This window comes from Pseudomonas sp. LBUM1663, assembly GCF_059695905.1.
On sequence record NZ_CP166792.1, the window covers coordinates 6,596,731 to 6,617,255 of the forward strand.

The following is a 20,525-nucleotide window of genomic DNA, read 5'->3' on the forward strand; positions in this document are numbered from 1 at the left end:
AGGAGCAAGGCTGCCCCATGGATTACTTTGGACCGCACATTTTCGGCTACATGATTGCACTGCTTCATACGCTGGGCCTGATCGCAGCCATCCACGCCGTACTCACCGTCCGGACCGCCCAGGGAGCTATCGCCTGGGCCCTGTCGTTGATCTTCATGCCTTACCTCACGCTGATTCCGTATCTGGTCTTCGGCCGCAGCACCTTCGATGGCTACATCAATGCGCGGCGACAAGCCAACGAGGAAATGCGCAAGGCCATCTCCGAGCTCAACTGGCGCCCCTGGGTAGAAGAGGCGCTGACCGCACGCGCTTCCAACGCCTACGCGTCCCTGCGGGCGATGCCGAAACTGGGCCGCATGCCGTGCCTGGCGAACAACGAAGTGCGCTTGCTGATCAATGGCAAAGCCACCTTCGACGCGATTTTCGAAGCCATCGACAACGCGAAGGAAGCGGTGCTGATTCAATTTTTCATCATCCACGACGACCGTCTCGGCCAGCGCCTGCAAACGTTGTTGCTGAAGAAAGCCGCCGAAGGCGTGGCGATCCACTTGCTGTACGACCGCATCGGCAGCCATTCCCTGCCCCACGGTTACGTGCAGCCGTTGCGTGACGCCGGCGTCGAGGTCAAAGCCTTCGCCACCCGCAGCGGCTGGCTCAACCGCTTCCAGGTCAATTTCCGCAATCACCGCAAGATCGTCGTGGTCGACGGCATTCTGGGCTTCGTCGGCGGGCATAACGTCGGCGACGAATACATGGGCGAGAAACCGCCGCTGGCGCCCTGGCGCGACACCCACGTCCGCGTGTGCGGGCCGGTGGTGGCCTGCATGCAGGAATCGTTTGCCGAAGACTGGTTCTGGGCGGCGCGATCATTGCCGCCGCTGATCCTGCCGGACGTGTATCCGGACGACGGTGTGCTCTGCCAATTGCTCGCCAGTGGCCCGGCCGATTCCTACGAAACCTGCTCATTGTTCTTTGTCGAAGCCATCCACGCGGCAACAGAACGGGTGTGGATCACCAGCCCTTACTTCATCCCCGACGAGGCCGTGTTTGCCGCGTTGAGACTGGCCGTTCTTCGAGGCGTGGATGTGCGGCTGCTGCTGCCCTCACGACCGGACCATCGAATCGTCTACGCGGCCTCGAGCCTCTATGCCTTCGAAGCCGTGCGCGCAGGCGTGAGAGTGTTCCGGTACGCGCCGGGTTTCCTGCATCAGAAGGTGGTGTTGATCGACAGTGAAATCAGCGCCATCGGCAGCGCCAATCTGGACAACCGTTCGTTCCGGCTCAATTTCGAAGTGATGTTGCTGACCGTCGACAGTACGTTTGCCGCCGAGGTGGAACAGATGCTCAACGATGACTTCGCCCAGGCCCACGAGATCGCCAAAGAAGAAAGCCGGGAGACCCGCCGCCTGCAACAGGTCGGCATGCGGATCGCCCGGCTTATTTCACCGATTCTCTAAAGGTAGATATCGTCGCGAGTCCATGGCAGTTCATGGCTGCCATCGGCGTGGGCTTTCACCGCGAGAATCTGGTGCAGGTTGATCCAGCCTCGGGCGAATGCATAAGCACATCCAGCCAGGTACAAACGCCAGATCCGCAGCGCCTGTTCCGGAACCAGCCTGGAAGCGGCTTCCAGATTGTCCTCCAGGCGTTCGCTCCAATGGTCCAGGGTGCGCGCGTAGTGCAGACGTAGACTCTCGACGTCGACGATCTCCAGCCCCGCTTCGCTGATCTCGGCGGAGATCATCGACAGGTGCGGCAACTCGCCGTTGGGGAACACGTATTTCTCGATGAAATCACCGGCACCGCGTCCAACCGGACGGCCATCAGTGTGCTTGGCGGTAATGCCGTGGTTCATCACCAGGCCACCCTCTTTCACCGAGCCGAACAAGGTCTTGCAGTATTCGGCCAGATTGGCGTGGCCGACATGTTCGAACATGCCGACGCTGACCACTTTGTCGAAGCGACCGTCCTGAGGCAGATCGCGATAGTCGAGCAGTTGCAGTTCAATCAGATCGTCCAGGCCTTCCGCGGTAACCCGTTCACGGGCCAACGCCAATTGCTCTTTACTCAGGGTAATCCCGAACACTTTCGCGCCGAACTCACGGGCCGCATACCGGGCCAGCCCACCCCAACCGCACCCGACGTCCAGCAAGTATTCACCCGGTTGCAGCCGCAGCTTGCGGCACAGGTGACGGAATTTGGCTTGCTGAGCTTGCTCCAGCGTTTCGCTGCCGGTCTCGAAATAGGCACAGGAATACGCCATGTCGCTGTCGAGCCACAGCTGATAAAACGCGTTGGAAAGATCGTAGTGGTAGGAAATCGCCTTCGCGTCGGTTTCCTTGTCGTGGACAGTGCGCACGGGATGACTGTCTTGGTCACCGAGCAACGCCTGGCTCCATTCGTCACAGACGCGAATCACGTCGCTGATGGAGCCTTCGAGTTCCAACTTGCCTTCGACAAACGCCGCTCCGAGCGCGTCCAGGCTTGGATGAGTAAACTGGGTAACCATTTGTGGGTCCTTGACCACAATAGTGACGCTGGGCGTCGGCCCCAGGTTGAACTCATGGCCGTCCCAGAGTCGCAGGCGTATCGGTAACTGCAGATTCTGTAAGGCCGGTGGAAGTTGCGCGAGCATGGAAAGTCCCCCTTGTTTCAGACGTCTGATGTGAGGGTAGACCATCCTGGAAAAATAGCTGGCTATCGATTTAATAGCGTTTTTCTATAACTCGCGGCGCTTAAACCAGCCGTCGTGAGTCCACAAAAGCAGATGGTCCTCACCCTAGATGACTACAAACTTGATGCACAGTTCTAAAAAGTTGGTTTTGCCCCCATAGCCCTGTTTTAGAGGCGTTCAAGCCTCGTCTTTGATTTTCAGCAAAGGCTCCTGAAAGCGCAGCAGGCGCCCCGCGTTACCGAGCACCAACAACGTACTGAGGTTATGCAGCAACGCCGCGATCATCGCCCCTGCTGCACCGAGCCAGCCGAACGCCGCGAATGTGACAATCGCCAGGGTCCAGCCCAGACCGATGATCACGTTGACCTGCAAGGTCTGCCGACATTGGCGACTCAACCGGACACAGGTTCCGAGGCGACGCAGGTCGCTGCCGATCAACACAATGTCCGCCGACGCCAGCGCGATGTCCGCGCCACCCGCGCCCATGGCCACCCCTACGACGCCGGCCTTGAGTGCCAGTGAATCGTTGATGCCATCCCCTACCACCATCGGCCGGAAACCGTTGTCGATTTCTGTCAGCACGCGGTTGAGTTTGTCCTCAGGCAGTGCCTGCGCCTCAACATCGCTGATGCCGACATCACGTGCCAGTGTGTGCGCGACGCTTTGCCGATCTCCGGTGAGCAGCAACTGGCGACCCAAACCCAACTCACGTAATTCGCTCAAGGCAAATCGCGCTTCTGGTTTGACGCTGTCAGCCAGCAACAGCCAAGCCAGGAATTCACCGTTGAGTGCCAGCCCGGCAATCGGGCCATCGTGTTCGGGAACGGTCGACGTGGCGATGCCCAACTGCGCGAATAGCTCTGGACGGCCCAGCGCTGCCTCGCCCTGCTCCGTCATCGCGACCACGCCCAGACCCTGGCGCTCGTGGATGTCCGACAGCAGCAGAAAATGTTCCTGCGTGACCAACCCGGCGAGTGCACGGCTGACCGGATGACTGCTGGCCGAGCCGAGGCTGGCGGCGAGTTTCAACACGTGACTGCGATCCTCCAGCGGGCTGTCAATGGACTGCAAGCGCAAGGTGCCAAACGTCAGGGTTCCGGTCTTGTCGACCACCAGCGACGTGAGGTCCGCCAACTCTTCCAGAAACGCTGAGCTGCGAATCAGAATCCCGTGCCGCGCCGCCACCGTCACGCCGGCAATCGCCGTGGCCGGTGCCGATAACACCAACGCGCAAGGACACGCCGCCACCAGCACCGCGAGCATCGCCTGGGCATCGTTGGTGACAAACCAGGTCACCGCCGCCAACAGCAACACCAGCACCATGTAACTGCCGGCGTAGCGTTCGAGCAAACGAGTGATCGGCGGCTTCGAACGCTCGGCGCTTTGCATCAGGGCGATGACTTTACCGAGCGTCGATTCGTTGCCGGTGCGGGTCACTTCGATGCGCAGCAGGCCGTCGAGGTTGATCGCACCGCCAAAGACCTGCATGCCAACGCGTGCCTCGATCGGCACCGACTCACCGGTAATCGATGCCGTGTCGAGGCTCGCCTGACCGGACAACACCCGACCATCGGCCGGCACTCGGTCACCCGCTCGTACCTCGACAATGTCGCCGGTTTTAAGTGTGCCGTTGTCGACTTCGACGATGGCACCGTCCACCTGAACCTTGCGAGCGTGACTGCGGGTCAATTTTCCGAGGGCGCGAATCGCTTCCTGGGAACCGATCACGCTGCGCTCTTCCAGTACGTGACCAAAGATCATGATGATCGGCAGCAACGCAGCAGTCAGCAAATCACCCGTCGCCCAGGCACCGAGCATGGCGAGGGCGATCAGCTGATCGGTGATCCCGTGCAAGCTCGGATATCGCAGGCTGTACCACGCCGAACGCATCACCGGCACGGCCACCAGCAACGAAGCAAAACCCAACAGCAATTGACTGACGCCCGTCTGCTCCGGTGACAGCCAGCGCCAGATCAACCCGAGGCTGAGCAAGCCAAGGGCAAACATGGCCAGGGTCAATTGGCGTGCAGCGCTGCGTTGTTCCGCCGAGGACAACAGGCTGGGTGCGGCGGCGGTTTGGGTGGTCATTGCGCTGCTCCCTGAATGATCAGGCGGGAATCGTCTTTCGGATTGACCGTCGTTACCGAGCCGGCCTGGCCGAGAATCTTCGGCATCCGCTCACGATAAATACGCAGCAACATTTGCGGGTCGGTGCCCTGTTGTTGCGCCTGGGCCAGGCTCAACACCGTGGCCGTATCAGCCGAAGCTTTGGCCAGCCGTTCGCTCGCTTGGGCGTGGGCGACTTGCAGTGTCCGGTCGCCTTGTTCATTGGCGGTCTGTGTCAGTTTCTCCGCCTCGGTGCGCGCATTGGCGACGGCTTTATCGGCTTGCTGGCTGGCGGTCAACACCGCATTGAACGCATTCACCGCGGGGCCGGGCAGACTCGATTGCACATCGACTCGTGCCACTTCGATGCCCAGTCCCTGCCCCGTCGCTGTCAGCTCGGCTAGACGTTGATTGATGCCTTGCACCAAGTCGCCGCGCAGGCGTTCGCGACGTTCGGCCGCCTGATTGTCGCTGCCGATCAGCTCCGGTCGCGCCACCAAAATGGTGTCCAGGTCTCGTGCGGCAGTCAGGGCAACGGCGCTGCGGGTGACCAGCCGATCGAGTGCTGGCAGCACATGTTCACCTTGAAGCACGAAGGCGTAAGGTTCGGTGACTTTGTAGAAAACCCGCACATCCAGTTGCACCACGCCCGCGTCACCGGTCAGCAAATAGCCCGACCCAGCGAGCGCATCGCTCAACGGTGTCGCGAAGGACGCCACCCGATCGGCCTGCAAGGCAGCATCGCTGCGAAGCAGATTCTCCACCCGACGCTCGATCACCCGGTCAGCCGCCGGCAACAAAATCACTTGTTCAACGGGGCGCGGCCAAGCCAACAGCAACCCGGCATTCTGGATGCGATCCAGCGCGCCGAAGTGCAGGACCACCGCCCGATTCTGAGGATCAATCTGCCGCACATTGGAGAATGCCCAAGCTAACGCGGCGAGAATTGTCACTCCGTACAGCGCCAAAAAAGCCAATCGCCCAGCCTGAATCCAGGGGCTACTTAACTCATGTGTTCCACGTGGAACTAAATTCATGGCTGCGACCCGGACTTGTTATCGAGGGTCGGCGGACCGTCAACCAACACCCGGAAAGGCGCGGCATCGGTGCGCAATATCAGTTTGGTGCCTGGGGTGACGATCGTGCCCAAGGTATCGAGGGAGCGCAGCAAGTTATAAAGCTGTGGCGAACCGGCATACGCACGGCCGTAAATCTGCGCGGCTTCGACACGGGATTGAGCTTCGATATCAGCCGCTTTGACCGTCGCGTCGGCCTGTACGATTCGCGCATCACGCTCGGCAGCCGATCGAATTTGCGCGGCTTCTCGCTTGCCGATGGCGGTGCGTTCAGTGGCAATTGTTTCACGCTCGGCGCGCATGCGATCGACGGTGGCAGTGAGCGTTACCGACGGCAAGGTCAAACGTTCGATGCCCACTTGCAGCACGCGAACGCCATACGTGGTCAGCAACTGCTGATCGATCTGTTTCCGCAGCTGCGCTTCGAAGTCGGCAATGTGCACTTGATTGGCGTCGGTGTTCACCAGGTTGGCCAGATCGAAACTGCTCGCGGTGGTTTCCAGTGCAGAACCGACAAACGTACGAATCTGCCGCGCCGCTTCGTCCGGCTGATTCTGCACGGCGCGCATAAATCGCTGCACGTTGTCTGGGTCGCCCTGCACCTGCCACGCCACATACGCCTGAACGATAATGCGCAAACCGTCGCGCGTGCCCACATCCTGTAGGCCGCTGGAGGTGGTGCGCAGCCGCAAGTCGACAGGAATGGCCGCTTCAAACGGTGCCGGCCAGCGCCAGCCAAGACCCGGCTCCAGCAACACCCGCGACGGATTGCCGAAGCGAGTGATCACCGTGGCCTCCCCCGAGCGAACCTGCACCAGACTGGCTGCCGCGATGGCGAACGCCACGAGCAATGCCGCCCAACCCATGCGCCGCCACGGGAATGGACCGGCTTCCTGTGGATCGCCGTGATGATGGTGATGGTGACCGTGGTGATGTCCGCCATGGCCGTGATCGTGGCCGGCGTGGTCGTCATGATCTTGAGAGTGCGACTGGCTCAATGGGTGGCTCCTGGCTGAGCGCTGGTGCGCGGCGACGCAGGATCGGCCGGCAGCGTGAAGGTACGTAGGTCGATGGTCGGCGCGTTGCTGCTGCCACCCAGACGATGATCGAGCACCAGCAACCGGGCGTTGGCCAGGCCTTGGGTGAGTTGGCTGAAGTACTGTTCCAGCACGAACGCCTGGCCGGCACTGGCATACGCTTTTTGCTCGGCAGTGAATTTCAGATCAGCCGCCTTGGCGGTGGAATTGATTTCATGCGCACTGGCCGTCGCCTGATCGCGTGCGATGCTGGCCTGCAATTGCGCCTGATTGGTCGCTTCCGTTGCCGCCCCGCGCTCACGCGAGATCAATGCCTGGGCACCAATCTGCGCCGCCTGAACCCCGTGATAAGCGTTGGCTGCACCAGCTGGCGGATGGATCGCCTCCACCACCGTGGCGAGAATTTCTACGCCGCTGTCGAGTTTGTGCAAATCAGACTGCACGGCGCGGCCTATCTCTTCGGCCAGCCCTACCCTGTCTTCGCCGAGCAAACCATCGAGGGTTCGCGAGGCAAAGTCGTGAACCAGAATCCGGCTGGCGGTGCTGCGAATCAACGTCGGTACATCAGCACTGTTGTACGTCGCGGCCAACGCCGCTCGATCGGTCAGACCGATGCGATAGACAAAACGCACGTCCATGTTGACGATCTGAAAGCTCTGCTTGTCAGCACGGCTGCTGGCGATGACCTGGGATTTATCGTTCACATGGCTGGCGTCCCACAAGCGATTGGCAATCGCCGGCGCCGGGCCTTCTGCTGGTTCCAGAACGAACGGCGCCGATGTTTCGCCAACACTTGTTGCCAACTCGTGTACGACGCCGTTTTCAACGTTCAGTACCCGGCCCAGGGGCCACGGCAAACCGGCGTGCAAACCCGGACCGAACACCTCAACCGGTTTACCGAAACGTTCATAGATGCCCCGCCCTTGCAGGGGTATTTCGTGAATGCCGGTGAGCGACCAGCCGACAATCGCCACCACTGCCATCACCGGCAAAAACGCCCGGCGCATGTAGGTGAAGGCCCAAATCTGCCGCAAGTCGATGCCGAAGCGGTTGTGAAGTTCGTGCTGCAACGCCAGCAAAGGTTGTGGCGGCCAGCGCAGCATGTCGGCGACAACACTTCGCGCCAACAACGTCGGTTCCAGTTGTTCACGGCGAGGGCTGAATAGCGATAACACCGCACGCAGCAGCAACTCGACCGCGACCAGTCCTGGCAGCATACCGATCAGCACCGCCAACCGCGCCGGCCAGACTGAGGTTTCGCTGCCGAACAACAGACACAAAGCGCTTACCACCAGGCAAATGATCGCTACCCGGCACAGTTGCGCCACCTGCCCCGCTTCAGGCCACTCGGTAACGTTTTCCTGGGCGAGTTGACGCTCAAGCACCAGCAATCCGAAGGCCAGCAACAACGACAGCGCGGCGCCGACGCTCGCCGATAATCCCAATGCCGCGGGCGGCAACGCGAGGTTCCAGAATTGGCTGATGCTGTAGATCGCCAATAGCGCCCAACCGGCGAGCCAGAGGGTCGGTGCGCCGATCTGCCCGAGCAAGCGCACCCAGCGCTGGCTGAGCCGCTCCAGCAGTCGCTCATACCAGCCTTCGGGAGAAACGATTTCATCCAAAACCACCACGGGCAGCGGTGGGCTCATCGCTTGTGCGCGCCACTTTGTCACCCACCAGGCTGATTGCAGCCCCGCAATCAGCACCAGCAAACCGGCGCCCTGATTCACCAGCAACGGGGCCCACAGCGTCAACGGCGCAAACAGCCCGACAAAAAACGACAACACCAACCCGACCGCCGCCAAGGCACTCAGGCCGATGGCGAACTGACGCAATCGCCGCCCTTGAAAAACCGCCTGCTGAAAGCGCGGCAGCCCGGCTACCTGCGTTCCATCGACTTCGAGATCGACTTGCATACCACCCCAGTGCTTATCATTGGCTACATCGCATTTCGTTACCATATAACGAAAGTGGTGAAATTTTTGTACTCATTCGCTCTATCTAAAGACGCTCAACCTGTCGCGTTGCTGAAGCCTTGACCGAAATACCCGCAAACGCACATATTACGTCCGTAATTTTAATCAAAGACTACGGTTATCCAGCCCATTCCCCTTTCAGTCCAGGAGTACATCCATGAGCACTTATGACGTCGTAATACTGGGCGGTGGCCCCGGCGGCTACAACGCAGCGATCCGCGCAGGTCAACTGGGCCTGAAAGCGGCGTGCGTGGAAGGTCGGGCGACGCTCGGCGGCACCTGCCTTAACGTCGGTTGCATGCCCTCCAAGGCGCTTTTGCATGCCTCGGAACTCTACGACGCGGCCATGGGCTCGGAATTTGCCAACCTGGGCATCGAGGTCAAACCCACCCTGCACCTCGCCCAGATGATGAAGCAGAAAGATGAAAGCGTGACCGGGCTGACCAAGGGCATCGAATTTCTGTTTCGCAAAAACAAAGTCGACTGGATTAAAGGCTGGGGCCACATCGACGGGCCGGGCAAAGTGACGGTGACCGACAGCCAGGGCGGCAAGACCGAACTGAGTGCCAAAGACATCATCATCGCCACCGGCTCCGAGCCCACTCCCCTGCCCGGCGTCGAGATCGACAACAAGCGCATCCTCGATTCCACCGGGGCGTTATCGCTGGCCGAAGTGCCGAAGCACTTGGTGGTGATCGGGGCCGGCGTCATCGGCCTGGAACTGGGCTCGGTGTGGCGGCGCTTGGGCGCTCAGGTGACGGTGGTCGAATTTCTCGACCGGATCTGTCCCGGTGTGGACGGTGAAGCAGGCAAAACCCTGCAGCGTTCATTGAGTAAACAGGGCATCAGCTTCAAGTTGAGCTCGAAAGTGACCAGTGCCACCACCTCGGCAAACGGCGTTCAGCTCAGCGTGGAGCCCGCAGCTGGCGGCACCGCCGAGTTGATCGAAGCCGATTACGTGCTGGTGTCCATCGGCCGCCGACCTTATACCCAGGGCCTGGGGTTAGAGAACGTTGGCCTCGCCACCGACAAGCGCGGCATGCTCGCCAACAAAGGCCACCGCACCGAAGCCGCTGGCGTGTGGGTGATCGGCGACGTCACGTCCGGGCCGATGCTCGCCCACAAGGCCGAAGATGAAGCCATGGCCTGCATCGAGCAGATCGTCGGCAAGGCAGGCGAGGTCAATTACGACTTGATCCCCAACGTCATCTACACCAAGCCTGAATTGGCCAGCGTCGGCAAAACTGAAGAGCAGCTCAAGGCTGAAGGCCGCGCTTACAAGGTCGGCAAATTCCCCTTCACCGCCAACAGCCGGGCGAAGATCAACCACGAGACCGAGGGCTTTGCCAAAGTACTGGCCGATGAGCGCACCGACGAGATTCTCGGCGTGCACCTTGTGGGGCCGAGTGTCAGTGAAATGATTGGTGAATATTGTGTGGCGATGGAGTTCAGCGCATCGGCTGAGGACATTGCGTTGACATGCCATCCGCACCCAACGCGATCCGAGGCGTTGCGTCAGGCGGCGATGAATGTGGAGGGGATGGCGACGCAGATGTAACCCTGAACATTGGCGGTGACAGGTCTACCGCTATCGCGAGCAGGCTCGCTCCCACAGGGATTTGTGGCGTACACAAAACCAGTGTGGGAGGGAGCCTGCTCGCGATGGGGCCGACTCGGTCTAAAGCGGCAAATGCCCCAACGGTAACGCCCCCGGCGTCTTCACCGTGTGAATCGCAAAGTTGCTGCGGATGTCGCTCACGCCCGGCAATTTCAGCAGTCGTTCCGTGAGAAAGCGGTCATACCCGCGCAAATCCGGCACCACCACTTGCAGCAGAAAATCCGATTCCCCTGACACCAGGAACGCCGAAATCACCTCCGGCAGTGCCGTGACGGCCAGGCGAAAGGCTTCGGCCTGCTCATCGTTGTGGCGCTCAACCTTAACCCCGACAAACACCGTCAGCCCAAGCCCCACTTCGTCACGATCAAGATTGGCCTGATAGCCGCGAATCACGCCGGCCTCCTCCAGCATCCGCACCCGGCGCAAACAGGGGGAAGCGGACAAACCGATCTCCTCGGCCAATTGCACATTGCTCAAGCGCCCGTCCCGTTGCAGGGCCGCCAGAATCTTTCGGTCGTAGGTATCCAGTTTCATCGCTTGGTAGATCCTGATGGTTTATTCTTCACAAAGTGGCAGGTTATGCCAATTCCCAAGCGTTTAGAAGCTGACTACGCAAGCACCTGCCCCACCCTTGAGCCCTAGACTGGCGCTACCAAATCGACAACGAATGGGGTGCAACGTGGAAGGACTCTGGCTGTTTTTCATGGCGCTGGCGGTGGTGTATCTGTTGCCCGGCCCGGACATGATTCTGCTGCTGCAAACCGGCGCCCGTCAGGGCAAAGGCGCGGCGTTGGCAACGGCGGTGGGTCTGGGCATTGCTCGTGGATGCCATGTGGCGCTTGCCGCGTTGGGGCTGGCGGCGCTGTTCAAGGCTGCGCCGTGGACCTTCGACGTGGTGCGTCTGGCGGGGGCCGCTTACCTGCTGTGGATCGGCATTCAGTGCCTGCGAACCACGATGTTGCCGAACCTGAATGGCGGCAATGCCCCCCTCGAACAACCTCGCTGGCAAGACGCAATCCAGCGCGGCTTGCTGACCAACCTGCTCAACCCCAAGGCGTTGCTGTTCTGCTCAGTGTTATTGCCGCAGTTCATCAACCCTCACGCAGGACCGGTGCTCGCGCAGTTTGCGGTATTGGGCGTACTGCTGGTCGGCGTCGGTTTGCTGTTCGACAGCGCCTACGCCTTGACCGGTGCCGCACTGGGCCGCTGGCTGCAACGCAGTCCCTCGGCCCAGCGCCTGCAACAGTGGGTGTTCGGCAGCCTGTTGATCGGCTTCGCCGTGCGGCTGACCTTTGTTCAACAGGCCTGAACCTTACTGCGCCTTACGACGGCGGCGCCGGTTGATCAATAACAGCGCCACGGCAACCACCGCGATAACCCCGCCGATCTGCAACGGCCACTTGTACGGCCGCAACACCGAACGCGTGGCGTCAGTCACCTGGGTGACATAACGTTTGCTCGCATTTTCGAAGTCGGGATACGGGCACTGGTGGCCAAAATCCACCGCCCACTCCACGTAAGGCCCTTCTTTGACATAGCGCTGGTACAGCGCACTTTGGTCTTCAAGGCTGCTGTTCCACCCTGCCGCCGAACACAATACCGCTGCAAAGGCCTGGCTGGTGTGAGGCAAGTTATCGGCGGCACGGTTGGCCAAAGCCGTTGCGACGAATCGATAGTGATAGCGCTCGTCAGGCTTCGCGGCGCTGGCTTGCTGGCGCTGGACTTCACCTTCGGCCACCAATGGTCCGACCTTCAGTTCAGCCGTCTCCAGGCTGTAATTGCCGCCAAACGTGGCGTAGTCCGGGGCCATTTCATAACCCAGAATGTCCATGCCCCACTCGCGCGCCGTCCAGGCTGCGTTGAACAGGGCGGCGGCGCGTTTGGTCGGCCACCACGCCGCATCAGCCAACTGCCGCTGCTGCGCATACAACCGGGCTTTTTTCTGTAGGTCGGGATTGTCGAAGTACACCAACGCTTCGTCGTAGCGCTCCTCGCGCAACAACCGACGCCCGAGCAAATTGCGCAGTTGCGCCGCCACCGGCAAGGGCACGTAGTTGTCACGATCCTGCTGGCTCAGCGCGGGCGGTGCCGACACTTGGGTGTCGACGTAATGCTTAAGCTCATCGACGGTCAGCACCCGCTCGGCAACGATCGCCGCATCGAACCAATAGATACTTTGGCTGCGATAAAGCTGATCGAACGCTTGCAGGTAATCCCCGCGTTGCAGCGCCAGTATCGCGCTTTCACCCTCGACCCGGCACTTGGGCTGCAGGCTTTCGAAATCGTAGTCGGGTGTGCGCCGCTCGCCCCACGACTCGTTCTGCGGGAAGGCCTGGGCCGCCTTGGCATATGCCGCAGCCGCTGCGCTTTTGTCGCCCTCACGCAGCGCCAGCTTCGCCCGCAGCCACCACGCCAGACCGCCGTCCCCGGCATGCTCAAGGAACGCTTTGGCGCTGGTGTAATCGCCCTGTTGATAATTCATCGCCGCCAGTCGGTCCGCGTTGTCCAGACTGCCGCGCGTGCTGCTTTGCAGGAGTTTGATCAGCTTCAGTTCGTTCGGCGGCTGATCACCGAAGGACCAGCCCAGGCGACTGATCAGCGACGCCGTCACCAGTTGCTGCACCGGTTTGCCCTTGAGCAACTCGGTCAACTGATCTTCAGGTATCGCCAGCAGATCCGCCATCAACAGCTTCAGCGAGGTGTAACCCACCGCCGAACCGTGGCGATTTTGCGTGGCGTACAGGTTGATGGCGCTGTTCCAGTCGCCAGCGGTGCGCGCCACGCGGGCTTGTTCGCCGAGGCTCGCGACACCGAGTTCCAGCGGGTCGTTGAAGCCCTCGATGCTCAGCTGAAGGGCCTGCTCGAAGGCTTTGCGCGACTGTGCCAACAGGTCAGGCGCTGCGTCTGCTTCGGCGCTCTGGGCAAACAGCGTCCGGCCTAATGAATAAGCGGCCCAGGTGCTGCGCAATGCGCGTTGATCCGCCGGCAGCGCCAGCACTTTCTGGAAGTATTCGGCGGCCAGCGCGTGATCACCGGCGTTGAACGCCGCCGCACCCGCCAGATAGAACCGAAGCTCGGCCGGCAGGCTCGCGCCCTGAGTGTCGACTTGATGGGCATCGCTCAGGGCGCGCAGTTGTTTGACCAGGGCTTGCTGCTCCACCGTCAACCCGGCCTGTTCGGCCTTGTCCCGCTGCTCGGCGTAGTCGGTCAACTCCATGCTGTAAGGGGACGTCTCAACGTTCTTGAGCCCTGCGATCAGATGCCCAAGGCGATTGATCTCGAATTGGAAGTTGCCTTCCGGCAGCTCCGCCAGCGACTGGGCGCGGTTGTCCAGCAAGCGCATCGGAAAGTCCGGCCCGCAGGCCATCGCCGAACCCAGCGGCAGGCTAAGGCCCAGGCAAAGCAAATGGCGGGGCCAGTTACGGGTGAACATTCGAACCTCCTTGATCAATGTGTGCGCAGCGTGCCCAACCGATGGCGCGCTGCTCGCCGGCCGGTATCCGGCCGTCGCGCAAGCGGGTGAAGGTAAGCAGATCCGGGCTTTGTTGCAATGAATAACCGGCCAGCGCATCGGCGCCATCGCAGCCGCGAACCGCCAGTGTCACGCGTTCGGGCCAGGCGTTGTCGAGATTGCCTTGATTGCTGACGCTGATGTCATAGAGGTCGTCTTGCGCGATGAGTTTCAAACTCAAGCGACTGTCGAGCGCATCTCCGCGAGCTACGGCCTTCAGGGTGTTCAGGCTCCAGGCCCGACGATCACCCGCCAGCGGCAGGCGAAACCAGATCAGGCCGGCCAGATGCGTCGGTGGGTCGGCGCGCAGCTCGGCGGCGAGTGCGCTCAGCTGCAAAGGGTCTGCCAGCAATTCCTGGCGTTTACCGGTGCGCTCGATAGGCACTTCGCTTTCCACGACTGGCGCACCGCTGGTGCCCGGCAACAGGGCCACGCCATAGGCGGGCAGCGCCAGGTAAAAGGGTTTCGGGGTGATGCGGCCCCAGGCCTTGGCCCATTGCCGGGCCTGATCGGGGTCAAACAAGCCGCGACGTGGATCGCTCACCGCATGCACCTGCAACACGCTGCTGTCGACGGTCGCCAAGAGTGCCGGCAATTCAGGGCTGTCGAGCCAGGCCGGCAATGCGGTGATGCTTAACGGCAACGCGGCGGGTAAACCCGCGCGCAAGTGCGTGAGAAATTCGCGGTAAGCCGGTAGCCGGGCGCTACCGGCGTCGTGATCGATTTCCACGCCGGAAAGCGTTAGCCCCTGCCCTTGCCAATCGCTGAGCACTTGCTGAATCTGCGCCGTGACGTCGTCCTGATCCAGCGCCTTGAGCTGGCCATCGAGACGGATCACTGCAATCAGCGGCCGGCCATCTCGTTTGAGCAACGCCGGATCAATCCGCGCCCGACTCCAGCCCGCCTGAGGAAACGCCTGCAAGGCCAGCACCCGCAAGGTTGAGAAGTCAGCGCGACTGTCTTGCAGGGCAGCGTCATGCGCCGACGTCCATTGCCGTTGCCAGACGTAGAGTTGCTGATCGAGCGGTGGCGCGTTGTGTTGCTCGCAACCGTTGAGCAGCATCAAAGCGGCAAGCACCACCGCCAGTCGAACAAAAAAATCCATGAATCCCCTTTCTCTGTAGCAGCTGCCGAGCAGCGCAAGGCTGCGTTCGGCTGCGTTCGGCTGCGTTCGGCTGCGCAGCAGTCGTAAACCCTGAGTGCACGATTTACCTAAAAAACCGCGTCGCCTGATTTTACGACTGCTTCGCAGCCGAACGCAGCCTTGCGCTGCTCGGCAGCTGCTACAAAGAGTGCCTACACCAAGGGCTTGCGAGCAATGATCACCTGACTTTTCGCCACGACCGCGTCCAGCGCCTGCTTGATCTGCGCACCCCGCGGCGACGCCAGAATGGCCTGCCACGTGTCGGCCCAGTGGTTGAGCAACGGGTGGTCAGGATTGCTGAAATCGACCTTGGCTTCCCAGAACAAAAGCATCCACATCGACCAGTAAAACCCGTACTGGCTGTGGCTGAGCACTTCCAGGCCGGCGTCGCTGACCATCGCCTTGAACTGCTCTTCGCTGATGATGCGAATGTGGTTGGGCTTCTGGAAATACTCGGGCGCCGCGATGTCTTTTTGCAGGTCTTCGGAGCTTGGGTGCGGGACGCTGAGCAAATACAGCGCACCCGGTTTGCCGACACGCACCAGTTCAGCGAGGAACTGCGCCGGATCGTCCACGTGTTCGATGACTTCGGTGGACACAACCCGAGTAGCCGTCGCATCGGCAATCGGCAGCGGGTTGCAGTCGGTGACGTGGCATTCGACGTCACGCGCCGGTGTGTCACTCAGGCGCTGACGGGTGGCTTCGACCTTGGCCGCATCGATGTCGGCGATGATGATCTTCGCCCCGCGCATGCCGCAGAAATGCACGTTGCCGCCATCACCGCAGCCGACATCCAGCAACGTGTCCTCGGCGGTCACCGGGAACCCGGTGAAGAGCTCTCCGGTTTGCTGGTTGAACCAGCCGCTGAGCATCGCGTCGTGCAGCCCGAGCATGTATGGATCGACCTTCTCGACCTTTTCCGCCACAGGCGCCGCGGGAGCGGGCGTACCCGCCGTGAGTTTCTTCAAAAGGCTCAGCATGAGGTAGCTCCAGAGGTTTGGGCGGCTGTTCGGGACGTGCCCAGGCGTTTGACCAGCGAGGCACCGCGGTTGCGCATGGGCATTTCGATAAAGCGGTAGTTGAGTTCACTCAACAAGGCGATCAACCCGCCAGCAATCATCAGCGTCAGGATCGGGTGACCCGCCGGGTTGGGCAGACCAGCGCCCTGCAAGCGGAAGGTGAATTCGCGCACCAGCAAATAAGCCGGAATGTGGATCAGGTAGATCCCGTAGGAGCGGCTGCCGACCCACGTCATCACATTCTTGAACACGCCCTGTGGCAGCAGGTAATCGCGATTGTAGGAAGCGATCCAGACCAGCACCGCGCACAACACGGCAATCGTGCCGATGCGGTAATTCGTGAAAGTGAAGCGATCCGTCGCCATGAAACTGAGCACCAGCGACAGCACGACCAGCGCCGTCACCCCGGCCCAAGGGCGGCGCAAGAACGTCGGCTCCCAGCGTAGATACGAGGGTTGCGCACTCCACATCGCCAACAGGATGCCGAGTGCCAGCGCATCGGTGCGAACCACCATCAGGATCGGTGTGCGCAACGTGAACAACTGCACCGCGACCAGCGCCAGCAAGGCCCAGACCAGATGCCTGCGACAGATCAGGATCAGCAGCGGGAACAGCAAGTAGAACTGCTCCTCCAGCGACAGGCTCCAGTACACGAAACTGGTGCCGTATTCATAGTTATAGAAGCTGTCGGCGAAGCGGAAGTTGGCGTACTGCGCGACCCCGGCCAGGGTCGCTTGCAGGTTGGCGTGCAGCGTGCCGAACGCCCCGGAGCGATTGAGGAAAATACACGCCAGCAACATCAGCGCCAGCCACAACCACGCCGACGGCAACAGTCGAAAGGCTCGGCGCAGCCAGAAATTGCGCGTCTGCTGCCAGTATTCCTGACGCGTGCTGCAACCCTGCAACGCCGGGATCAGGCTGCGCGCGATGACAAATCCGGAGATGGCGAAAAACAGATCGACGCCCCACCACGGCTGCCCCCACGCGGTGATGGCTTGCAACAGCGGCACCGGGGCCGCAAACAGGCTGTCTTGCAGGTGATGGAACAACACGCCGAGCACCGCAATGCCGCGCAATAACTCGATGTCCATGATCCGTCGGTCGTTACTCATGTCGTCCTCCTGGACGCTACTGCGCTATCCACTCGCTTCAACGCTGCGCAGATCATGCTTCGGGGGTATCCAAGGCGACGCGGGTTTCAAGGAGCTGTGCGAAGAAGGCTTTCAGTCGTTGCTCGGCGGTGGCCTGGCTGCAGAATTTCTCGAGGCTGGCCACCGAATGCGCGGACATCTGCGCGTAACGCCCGGCGTCGTTTTTGGCGACGTCATAACTGGCGCGATAGGCGCGGCACAACGACGCCCAGTTCGTCACGTAACGCAGGGTCCGGAACGCCCGGCGCGGGTCATGAGGCCAGGCAGTCAGTTCGTCGGTGGAGTCGATCAGGAACGCATTATCGGCGTCCAAGTAATCGATCATTGCCGTGGTGCGTGGCGCCACCGCCGGTTTGCCGCAAGACATGAACTCCATCAGCGGCAGGCACTGGCCTTCGCCGTAGGACGTGTTCACCACGTAGCTGGTTGCCTGCACCAGTTGCTCGTAGTCCGCATCCGCGAGGTAGCCGTAAATCAGCACGATGCGGCAGCGGTAAGATTGGTTTTTGTACAAATGGTGAAGGATGTCGGTCAGCGCTGCTTCGGCATCGTGGTGGGTCAGTTTGAGCACCAGCGTGGCGTCATCGACCTCGCGGAACGTCACGCAGAAGGCACTGAGCATGTCTTCCCAATTCTTGCGCCCGTCACCGGGGTTGAACACCGAGGTGTAGATCACGCCGTCGAGCACCAACTCGTGTTCACGGGGCGGCGCCTCGAAATCGATACCTTCACCTTCGCGTAACTGCGCCGGCCCAAAGGCCCGCAAATCCAGCGTGCGGCTGTCTGCCACGAGGCCTTTGATCTTCAGTCGCACCTGACTGGCCAGCGGCTGGCGTTGCAACTGGGCGCCACGCGCCGAGAATCGGTCCCACACCGGCGCCGGTACCGCGACGATCGGATAGTCGGCACCCATCGCCTCGCGCACGGCGTTCACCGTATAGCCGGAATGGGTAATCGCCGCGCCTGAGGCGCGCAAAACCGTGCGCCAGTCATTGCGCGGTTCGCCGGCAAAGGGTTCGTTGGGAATGGTGCTGAATTCCCACGCGAACACCGGCAAGGTCGGACAGGCGAAGTGCACAGGCGTGCAATGCGGCGGTGAGAACGACAGGAACACGCAGTCTTCCCCACGGGACAGCGCGTCGAGGTACAAGGCATCGACCTCGGTTTGCGGGTCCCTGACTTCGACCACACGGCCCAGGCGTTCCAGCACCGGCCGGTACTCCTTGAGCACGAAGTAATAGCTGTACTCCGAACGACCGAGGTTCTGGGCGATGGTGTGCTGGTTGGTTTCCGAATGAATGATGATCAGCATGAGGCGCTATCCGTCACGGCCGCTGCCGGCAAAGCCTGCGGCGTCAGCCCGAAAAAATCCGCCAGGCGCTTCTGCACCGGGGCGAAGGCGCAGTAGTCGTGCATGCGCTCGACCGCGTCACCAGACATGCGCTGGTACGCCAGCGGTTGTTCCTTGGCCATCCGGTAGCTGTTTTCGTAGGCGATTTTCAGCGAACCCCAGTCCGGTCTATAACGCAGGGTCCGATAGATGATCCGCGTGTCCTGGGGCCAGATGGTCAGCTCTTCGCTGGACTTGATCACGAACGCCACACGCTCATCGATATAATCCTCCATGGCGGTGTGGTCCGGGGCAATCACCGGCTTACCGCTGGCCATGAACTCCATCAGCGGCAGGCACAAACCTTCGCAGCGCGACGCGTTGACGTAATAACTGGCGGCTTCGTAAAGCCGCGCATATTGCGGATCGTCCAGGTAACCGTGCATCACCACCACCCGACAGGCGAACGGCGAGAGTTGCGCGAGCAAGGTCATCAGTTCGTCGTAATAGGACGACAGGTCGCTTTGGGTAATCTTCAGCACCAGCGTGGCATCCTCCGTTTCGCGGAAGGCCCAGCAGAAGGCGGTGATCAATTGATGCCAGTTCTTGCGACCGTCCCGGGGGTTGAACACCGTGACGTACACCACGCCGTCGACCTGAGTCTCGACCTGGCCGGTGGTGTCCGGCCATTGACGCGGTTCAGGCTCATGCACGGCCATCGTCTGCGGGCCAGCGATGGCCGGCAAAAATCCGGCAAGCCGTTCATGGGCGGTATCTGAAAGAAGGTCGCGAATGCCTTCCCAATACCACTGGCTCAGAAAGTGCGTGCGATGCACCCGGACGGGCAGGGTTTTGCCCATGTCCCGGTGCCACAGGTGCAGGTAATGGCGAGCAATGACGAAGCGGCGCTTCAAGGTCAGCGGCGGTGGCTTCGCGGCTTCCGCTGCAGCCTCTCGCGCGGCGATTTCTTCGGCCGTGGGCACGACAGGGATCAGAGCGTCAGCGCTGAGCCCGAGGGTACGGGTGTCGAAAATGCAGCCCTTGATCTCCAGTGTCGAACCGGCATTGACCGGGACGCTGGTGTGGTTGCTGCGAATGGCCGCGAAGTTCTCCCACAGCGGCGTGGGCAAAACCAGCACAGGGAAGTCTTCACCCATGGCCCGCCGAATCGCCCGGGCGGTGTGGCTGGAAAGCGTGATGACCCGGCCCTGGCGCGCCAGCATCTGCGTCCAGTCCTGGCGCGGGTCGTTGTCCCATTGCTCATCGGGAATCGAGTCAAACTCCCAGGCCACCACGCAGATCGTCGGGCATTCAAGGTCGTTCGGGGTTTTCTGCGGCGGCGTAAAGGACAGGAACAGGCTGTCTTGGCCGGCGGCCAGCAATTGGCGATAGAGAGGATCGACCTCGGCGGTGGAGGACACCACATGCACCCGCCCGAGGCTTTCGAGCACCGGGCGATAAGCCTTGAGCACGAAGTAATAACTGTATTCAGGACGACCAAGGCTCTGACTGATGGAACTGTCGTTGACGTCCGAGTAAAGAATGAAATTCATGGCATCCCACGATGAAGCCGCCATCCCGGCAGCCTCACTCTATGACGGCAAAGCCACGGATCGACCCGGGGTTTTCCGGTCGTCGTCCATCGTCTTCTTGCCCGTCTACGTTCTTGTTTTAATGGTCAGTTTCGCGGGGCGTGAATACCACCCGGCCGAACCCTGGATAATCGTGACGAGGGGCATTCTAAACACATCCGCTGAGGATTCGTGAACCGCCCGGCGAGAATAAATCGGGCTACGCTAACGAGAACTGACCGGTCACGGTGGGACCTGTTGAAATTGCTGCGCAATTGGCACAGATTGGCTACCAAACAACTACAACAAAAC

The 20,525-nt window shown here is 61.1% G+C and carries 15 protein-coding genes; 3 read left to right on the plus strand and 12 right to left on the minus strand.

The features are described from left to right. Window positions 1–17: 17 nt before the first annotated feature. A complete protein-coding gene (cls, locus tag ACA075_RS30270) occupies window positions 18–1,457 on the plus strand; it encodes a cardiolipin synthase (RefSeq protein ID WP_497296737.1) in 1,440 nt (479 codons plus the stop codon). Here cls and cfaB read toward each other — a convergent pair. The 5 genes from cfaB to hflK (ACA075_RS30295) form a co-directional block, all read right to left on the minus strand. Further along, entirely contained in the window at window positions 1,454–2,635 is a 1,182-nt protein-coding gene (gene cfaB / locus ACA075_RS30275; RefSeq protein ID WP_497296738.1) for a C17 cyclopropane fatty acid synthase CfaB, read from the minus strand. The genes cls and cfaB overlap by 4 nt on opposite strands. Window positions 2,636–2,851: 216 nt before the next feature. Next, window positions 2,852–4,762: a cation-translocating P-type ATPase gene (locus ACA075_RS30280; RefSeq protein WP_497296739.1), complete on the minus strand. Its 1,911-nt coding sequence runs from the start codon at window positions 4,760–4,762 to the stop codon at window positions 2,852–2,854. Further along, complete coding sequence (gene hflK / locus ACA075_RS30285; protein ID WP_497296740.1) at window positions 4,759–5,817, minus strand: protease modulator HflK; 1,059 nt, start codon at window positions 5,815–5,817, stop codon at window positions 4,759–4,761. The genes ACA075_RS30280 and hflK (ACA075_RS30285) overlap by 4 nt, the downstream gene beginning before the upstream one ends. Next, on the minus strand, window positions 5,814–6,854 hold the full coding sequence (hflC, locus tag ACA075_RS30290) for a protease modulator HflC (RefSeq protein WP_497296741.1): 1,041 nt from the start codon (window positions 6,852–6,854) through the stop codon (window positions 5,814–5,816). The genes hflK (ACA075_RS30285) and hflC overlap by 4 nt, the downstream gene beginning before the upstream one ends. Next, complete coding sequence (gene hflK / locus ACA075_RS30295) at window positions 6,851–8,809, minus strand: protease modulator HflK (protein WP_497296742.1); 1,959 nt, start codon at window positions 8,807–8,809, stop codon at window positions 6,851–6,853. The genes hflC and hflK (ACA075_RS30295) overlap by 4 nt, the downstream gene beginning before the upstream one ends. 217 nt (window positions 8,810–9,026) lie before the next feature. Here hflK (ACA075_RS30295) and lpdA point away from each other — a divergent pair, with 217 nt between their 5' ends. Beyond that, window positions 9,027–10,427, plus strand: coding sequence for a dihydrolipoyl dehydrogenase (gene lpdA, locus ACA075_RS30300; RefSeq protein WP_497296743.1), 1,401 nt, complete (start codon window positions 9,027–9,029; stop codon window positions 10,425–10,427). A gap of 120 nt (window positions 10,428–10,547) precedes the next feature. Here the strand turns inward: lpdA and ACA075_RS30305 are convergent, their stop codons facing one another. Next, window positions 10,548–11,021 (minus strand): Lrp/AsnC family transcriptional regulator, encoded by a 474-nt coding sequence (locus tag ACA075_RS30305; protein WP_497296744.1) that lies wholly within the window; start codon window positions 11,019–11,021, stop codon window positions 10,548–10,550. Window positions 11,022–11,166: 145 nt separating this feature from the next. On the opposite strand from ACA075_RS30305, the gene ACA075_RS30310 reads away from it, so the two are divergent. Further along, on the plus strand, window positions 11,167–11,796 hold the full coding sequence (locus tag ACA075_RS30310) for a LysE family translocator (protein WP_497296746.1): 630 nt from the start codon (window positions 11,167–11,169) through the stop codon (window positions 11,794–11,796). A gap of 3 nt (window positions 11,797–11,799) precedes the next feature. Here ACA075_RS30310 and ACA075_RS30315 read toward each other — a convergent pair whose 3' ends face one another. The 6 genes from ACA075_RS30315 to ACA075_RS30340 all read right to left on the minus strand — a co-directional run bounded on the left by ACA075_RS30315 (window position 11,800) and on the right by ACA075_RS30340 (window position 20,195). Then, window positions 11,800–13,920 carry a hypothetical protein gene (locus ACA075_RS30315; protein ID WP_497296747.1) on the minus strand — a complete coding sequence of 707 codons (2,121 nt, stop codon included), beginning with the start codon at window positions 13,918–13,920 and terminating at the stop codon, window positions 11,800–11,802. Further along, the gene (locus ACA075_RS30320) at window positions 13,907–15,103 is read right to left on the minus strand and encodes a DUF3142 domain-containing protein (protein WP_497296748.1); all 1,197 of its coding nucleotides are present in this window, start codon (window positions 15,101–15,103) and stop codon (window positions 13,907–13,909) included. Before ACA075_RS30320 ends, ACA075_RS30315 begins: the two co-directional genes overlap by 14 nt. A gap of 191 nt (window positions 15,104–15,294) precedes the next feature. Beyond that, on the minus strand, window positions 15,295–16,122 hold the full coding sequence (locus ACA075_RS30325) for a class I SAM-dependent methyltransferase (RefSeq protein ID WP_497296750.1): 828 nt from the start codon (window positions 16,120–16,122) through the stop codon (window positions 15,295–15,297). Then, the gene (locus ACA075_RS30330) at window positions 16,116–17,273 is read right to left on the minus strand and encodes an acyltransferase family protein (RefSeq protein WP_497296752.1); all 1,158 of its coding nucleotides are present in this window, start codon (window positions 17,271–17,273) and stop codon (window positions 16,116–16,118) included. Before ACA075_RS30330 ends, ACA075_RS30325 begins: the two co-directional genes overlap by 7 nt. A gap of 52 nt (window positions 17,274–17,325) precedes the next feature. Further along, window positions 17,326–18,624 carry a glycosyltransferase gene (locus ACA075_RS30335; protein WP_497296753.1) on the minus strand — a complete coding sequence of 433 codons (1,299 nt, stop codon included), beginning with the start codon at window positions 18,622–18,624 and terminating at the stop codon, window positions 17,326–17,328. Then, window positions 18,618–20,195, minus strand: a complete 1,578-nt coding sequence (locus ACA075_RS30340) for a glycosyltransferase (RefSeq protein WP_497296754.1) — start codon at window positions 20,193–20,195, stop codon at window positions 18,618–18,620. Before ACA075_RS30340 ends, ACA075_RS30335 begins: the two co-directional genes overlap by 7 nt. Window positions 20,196–20,525: the final 330 nt, after the last annotated feature.

Bases quoted from the DNA above. Each gene is read 5' to 3' on its own strand.
- cls (WP_497296737.1), top strand. From the start codon at position 18: ATGGATTACTTTGGACCGCACATTTTCGGCTACATGATTGCACTGCTT.
- cfaB (WP_497296738.1), bottom strand. From the start codon at position 2,635: ATGCTCGCGCAACTTCCACCGGCCTTACAGAATCTGCAGTTACCGATA.
- ACA075_RS30280 (WP_497296739.1), bottom strand. From the start codon at position 4,762: ATGACCACCCAAACCGCCGCCGCACCCAGCCTGTTGTCCTCGGCGGAA.
- hflK (WP_497296740.1), bottom strand. From the start codon at position 5,817: ATGAATTTAGTTCCACGTGGAACACATGAGTTAAGTAGCCCCTGGATT.
- hflK (WP_497296742.1), bottom strand. From the start codon at position 8,809: ATGCAAGTCGATCTCGAAGTCGATGGAACGCAGGTAGCCGGGCTGCCG.
- lpdA (WP_497296743.1), top strand. From the start codon at position 9,027: ATGAGCACTTATGACGTCGTAATACTGGGCGGTGGCCCCGGCGGCTAC.
- ACA075_RS30305 (WP_497296744.1), bottom strand. From the start codon at position 11,021: ATGAAACTGGATACCTACGACCGAAAGATTCTGGCGGCCCTGCAACGG.
- ACA075_RS30315 (WP_497296747.1), bottom strand. From the start codon at position 13,920: ATGTTCACCCGTAACTGGCCCCGCCATTTGCTTTGCCTGGGCCTTAGC.
- ACA075_RS30320 (WP_497296748.1), bottom strand. From the start codon at position 15,103: ATGGATTTTTTTGTTCGACTGGCGGTGGTGCTTGCCGCTTTGATGCTG.
- ACA075_RS30325 (WP_497296750.1), bottom strand. From the start codon at position 16,122: ATGCTGAGCCTTTTGAAGAAACTCACGGCGGGTACGCCCGCTCCCGCG.
- ACA075_RS30330 (WP_497296752.1), bottom strand. From the start codon at position 17,273: ATGAGTAACGACCGACGGATCATGGACATCGAGTTATTGCGCGGCATT.
- ACA075_RS30335 (WP_497296753.1), bottom strand. From the start codon at position 18,624: ATGCTGATCATCATTCATTCGGAAACCAACCAGCACACCATCGCCCAG.
- ACA075_RS30340 (WP_497296754.1), bottom strand. From the start codon at position 20,195: ATGAATTTCATTCTTTACTCGGACGTCAACGACAGTTCCATCAGTCAG.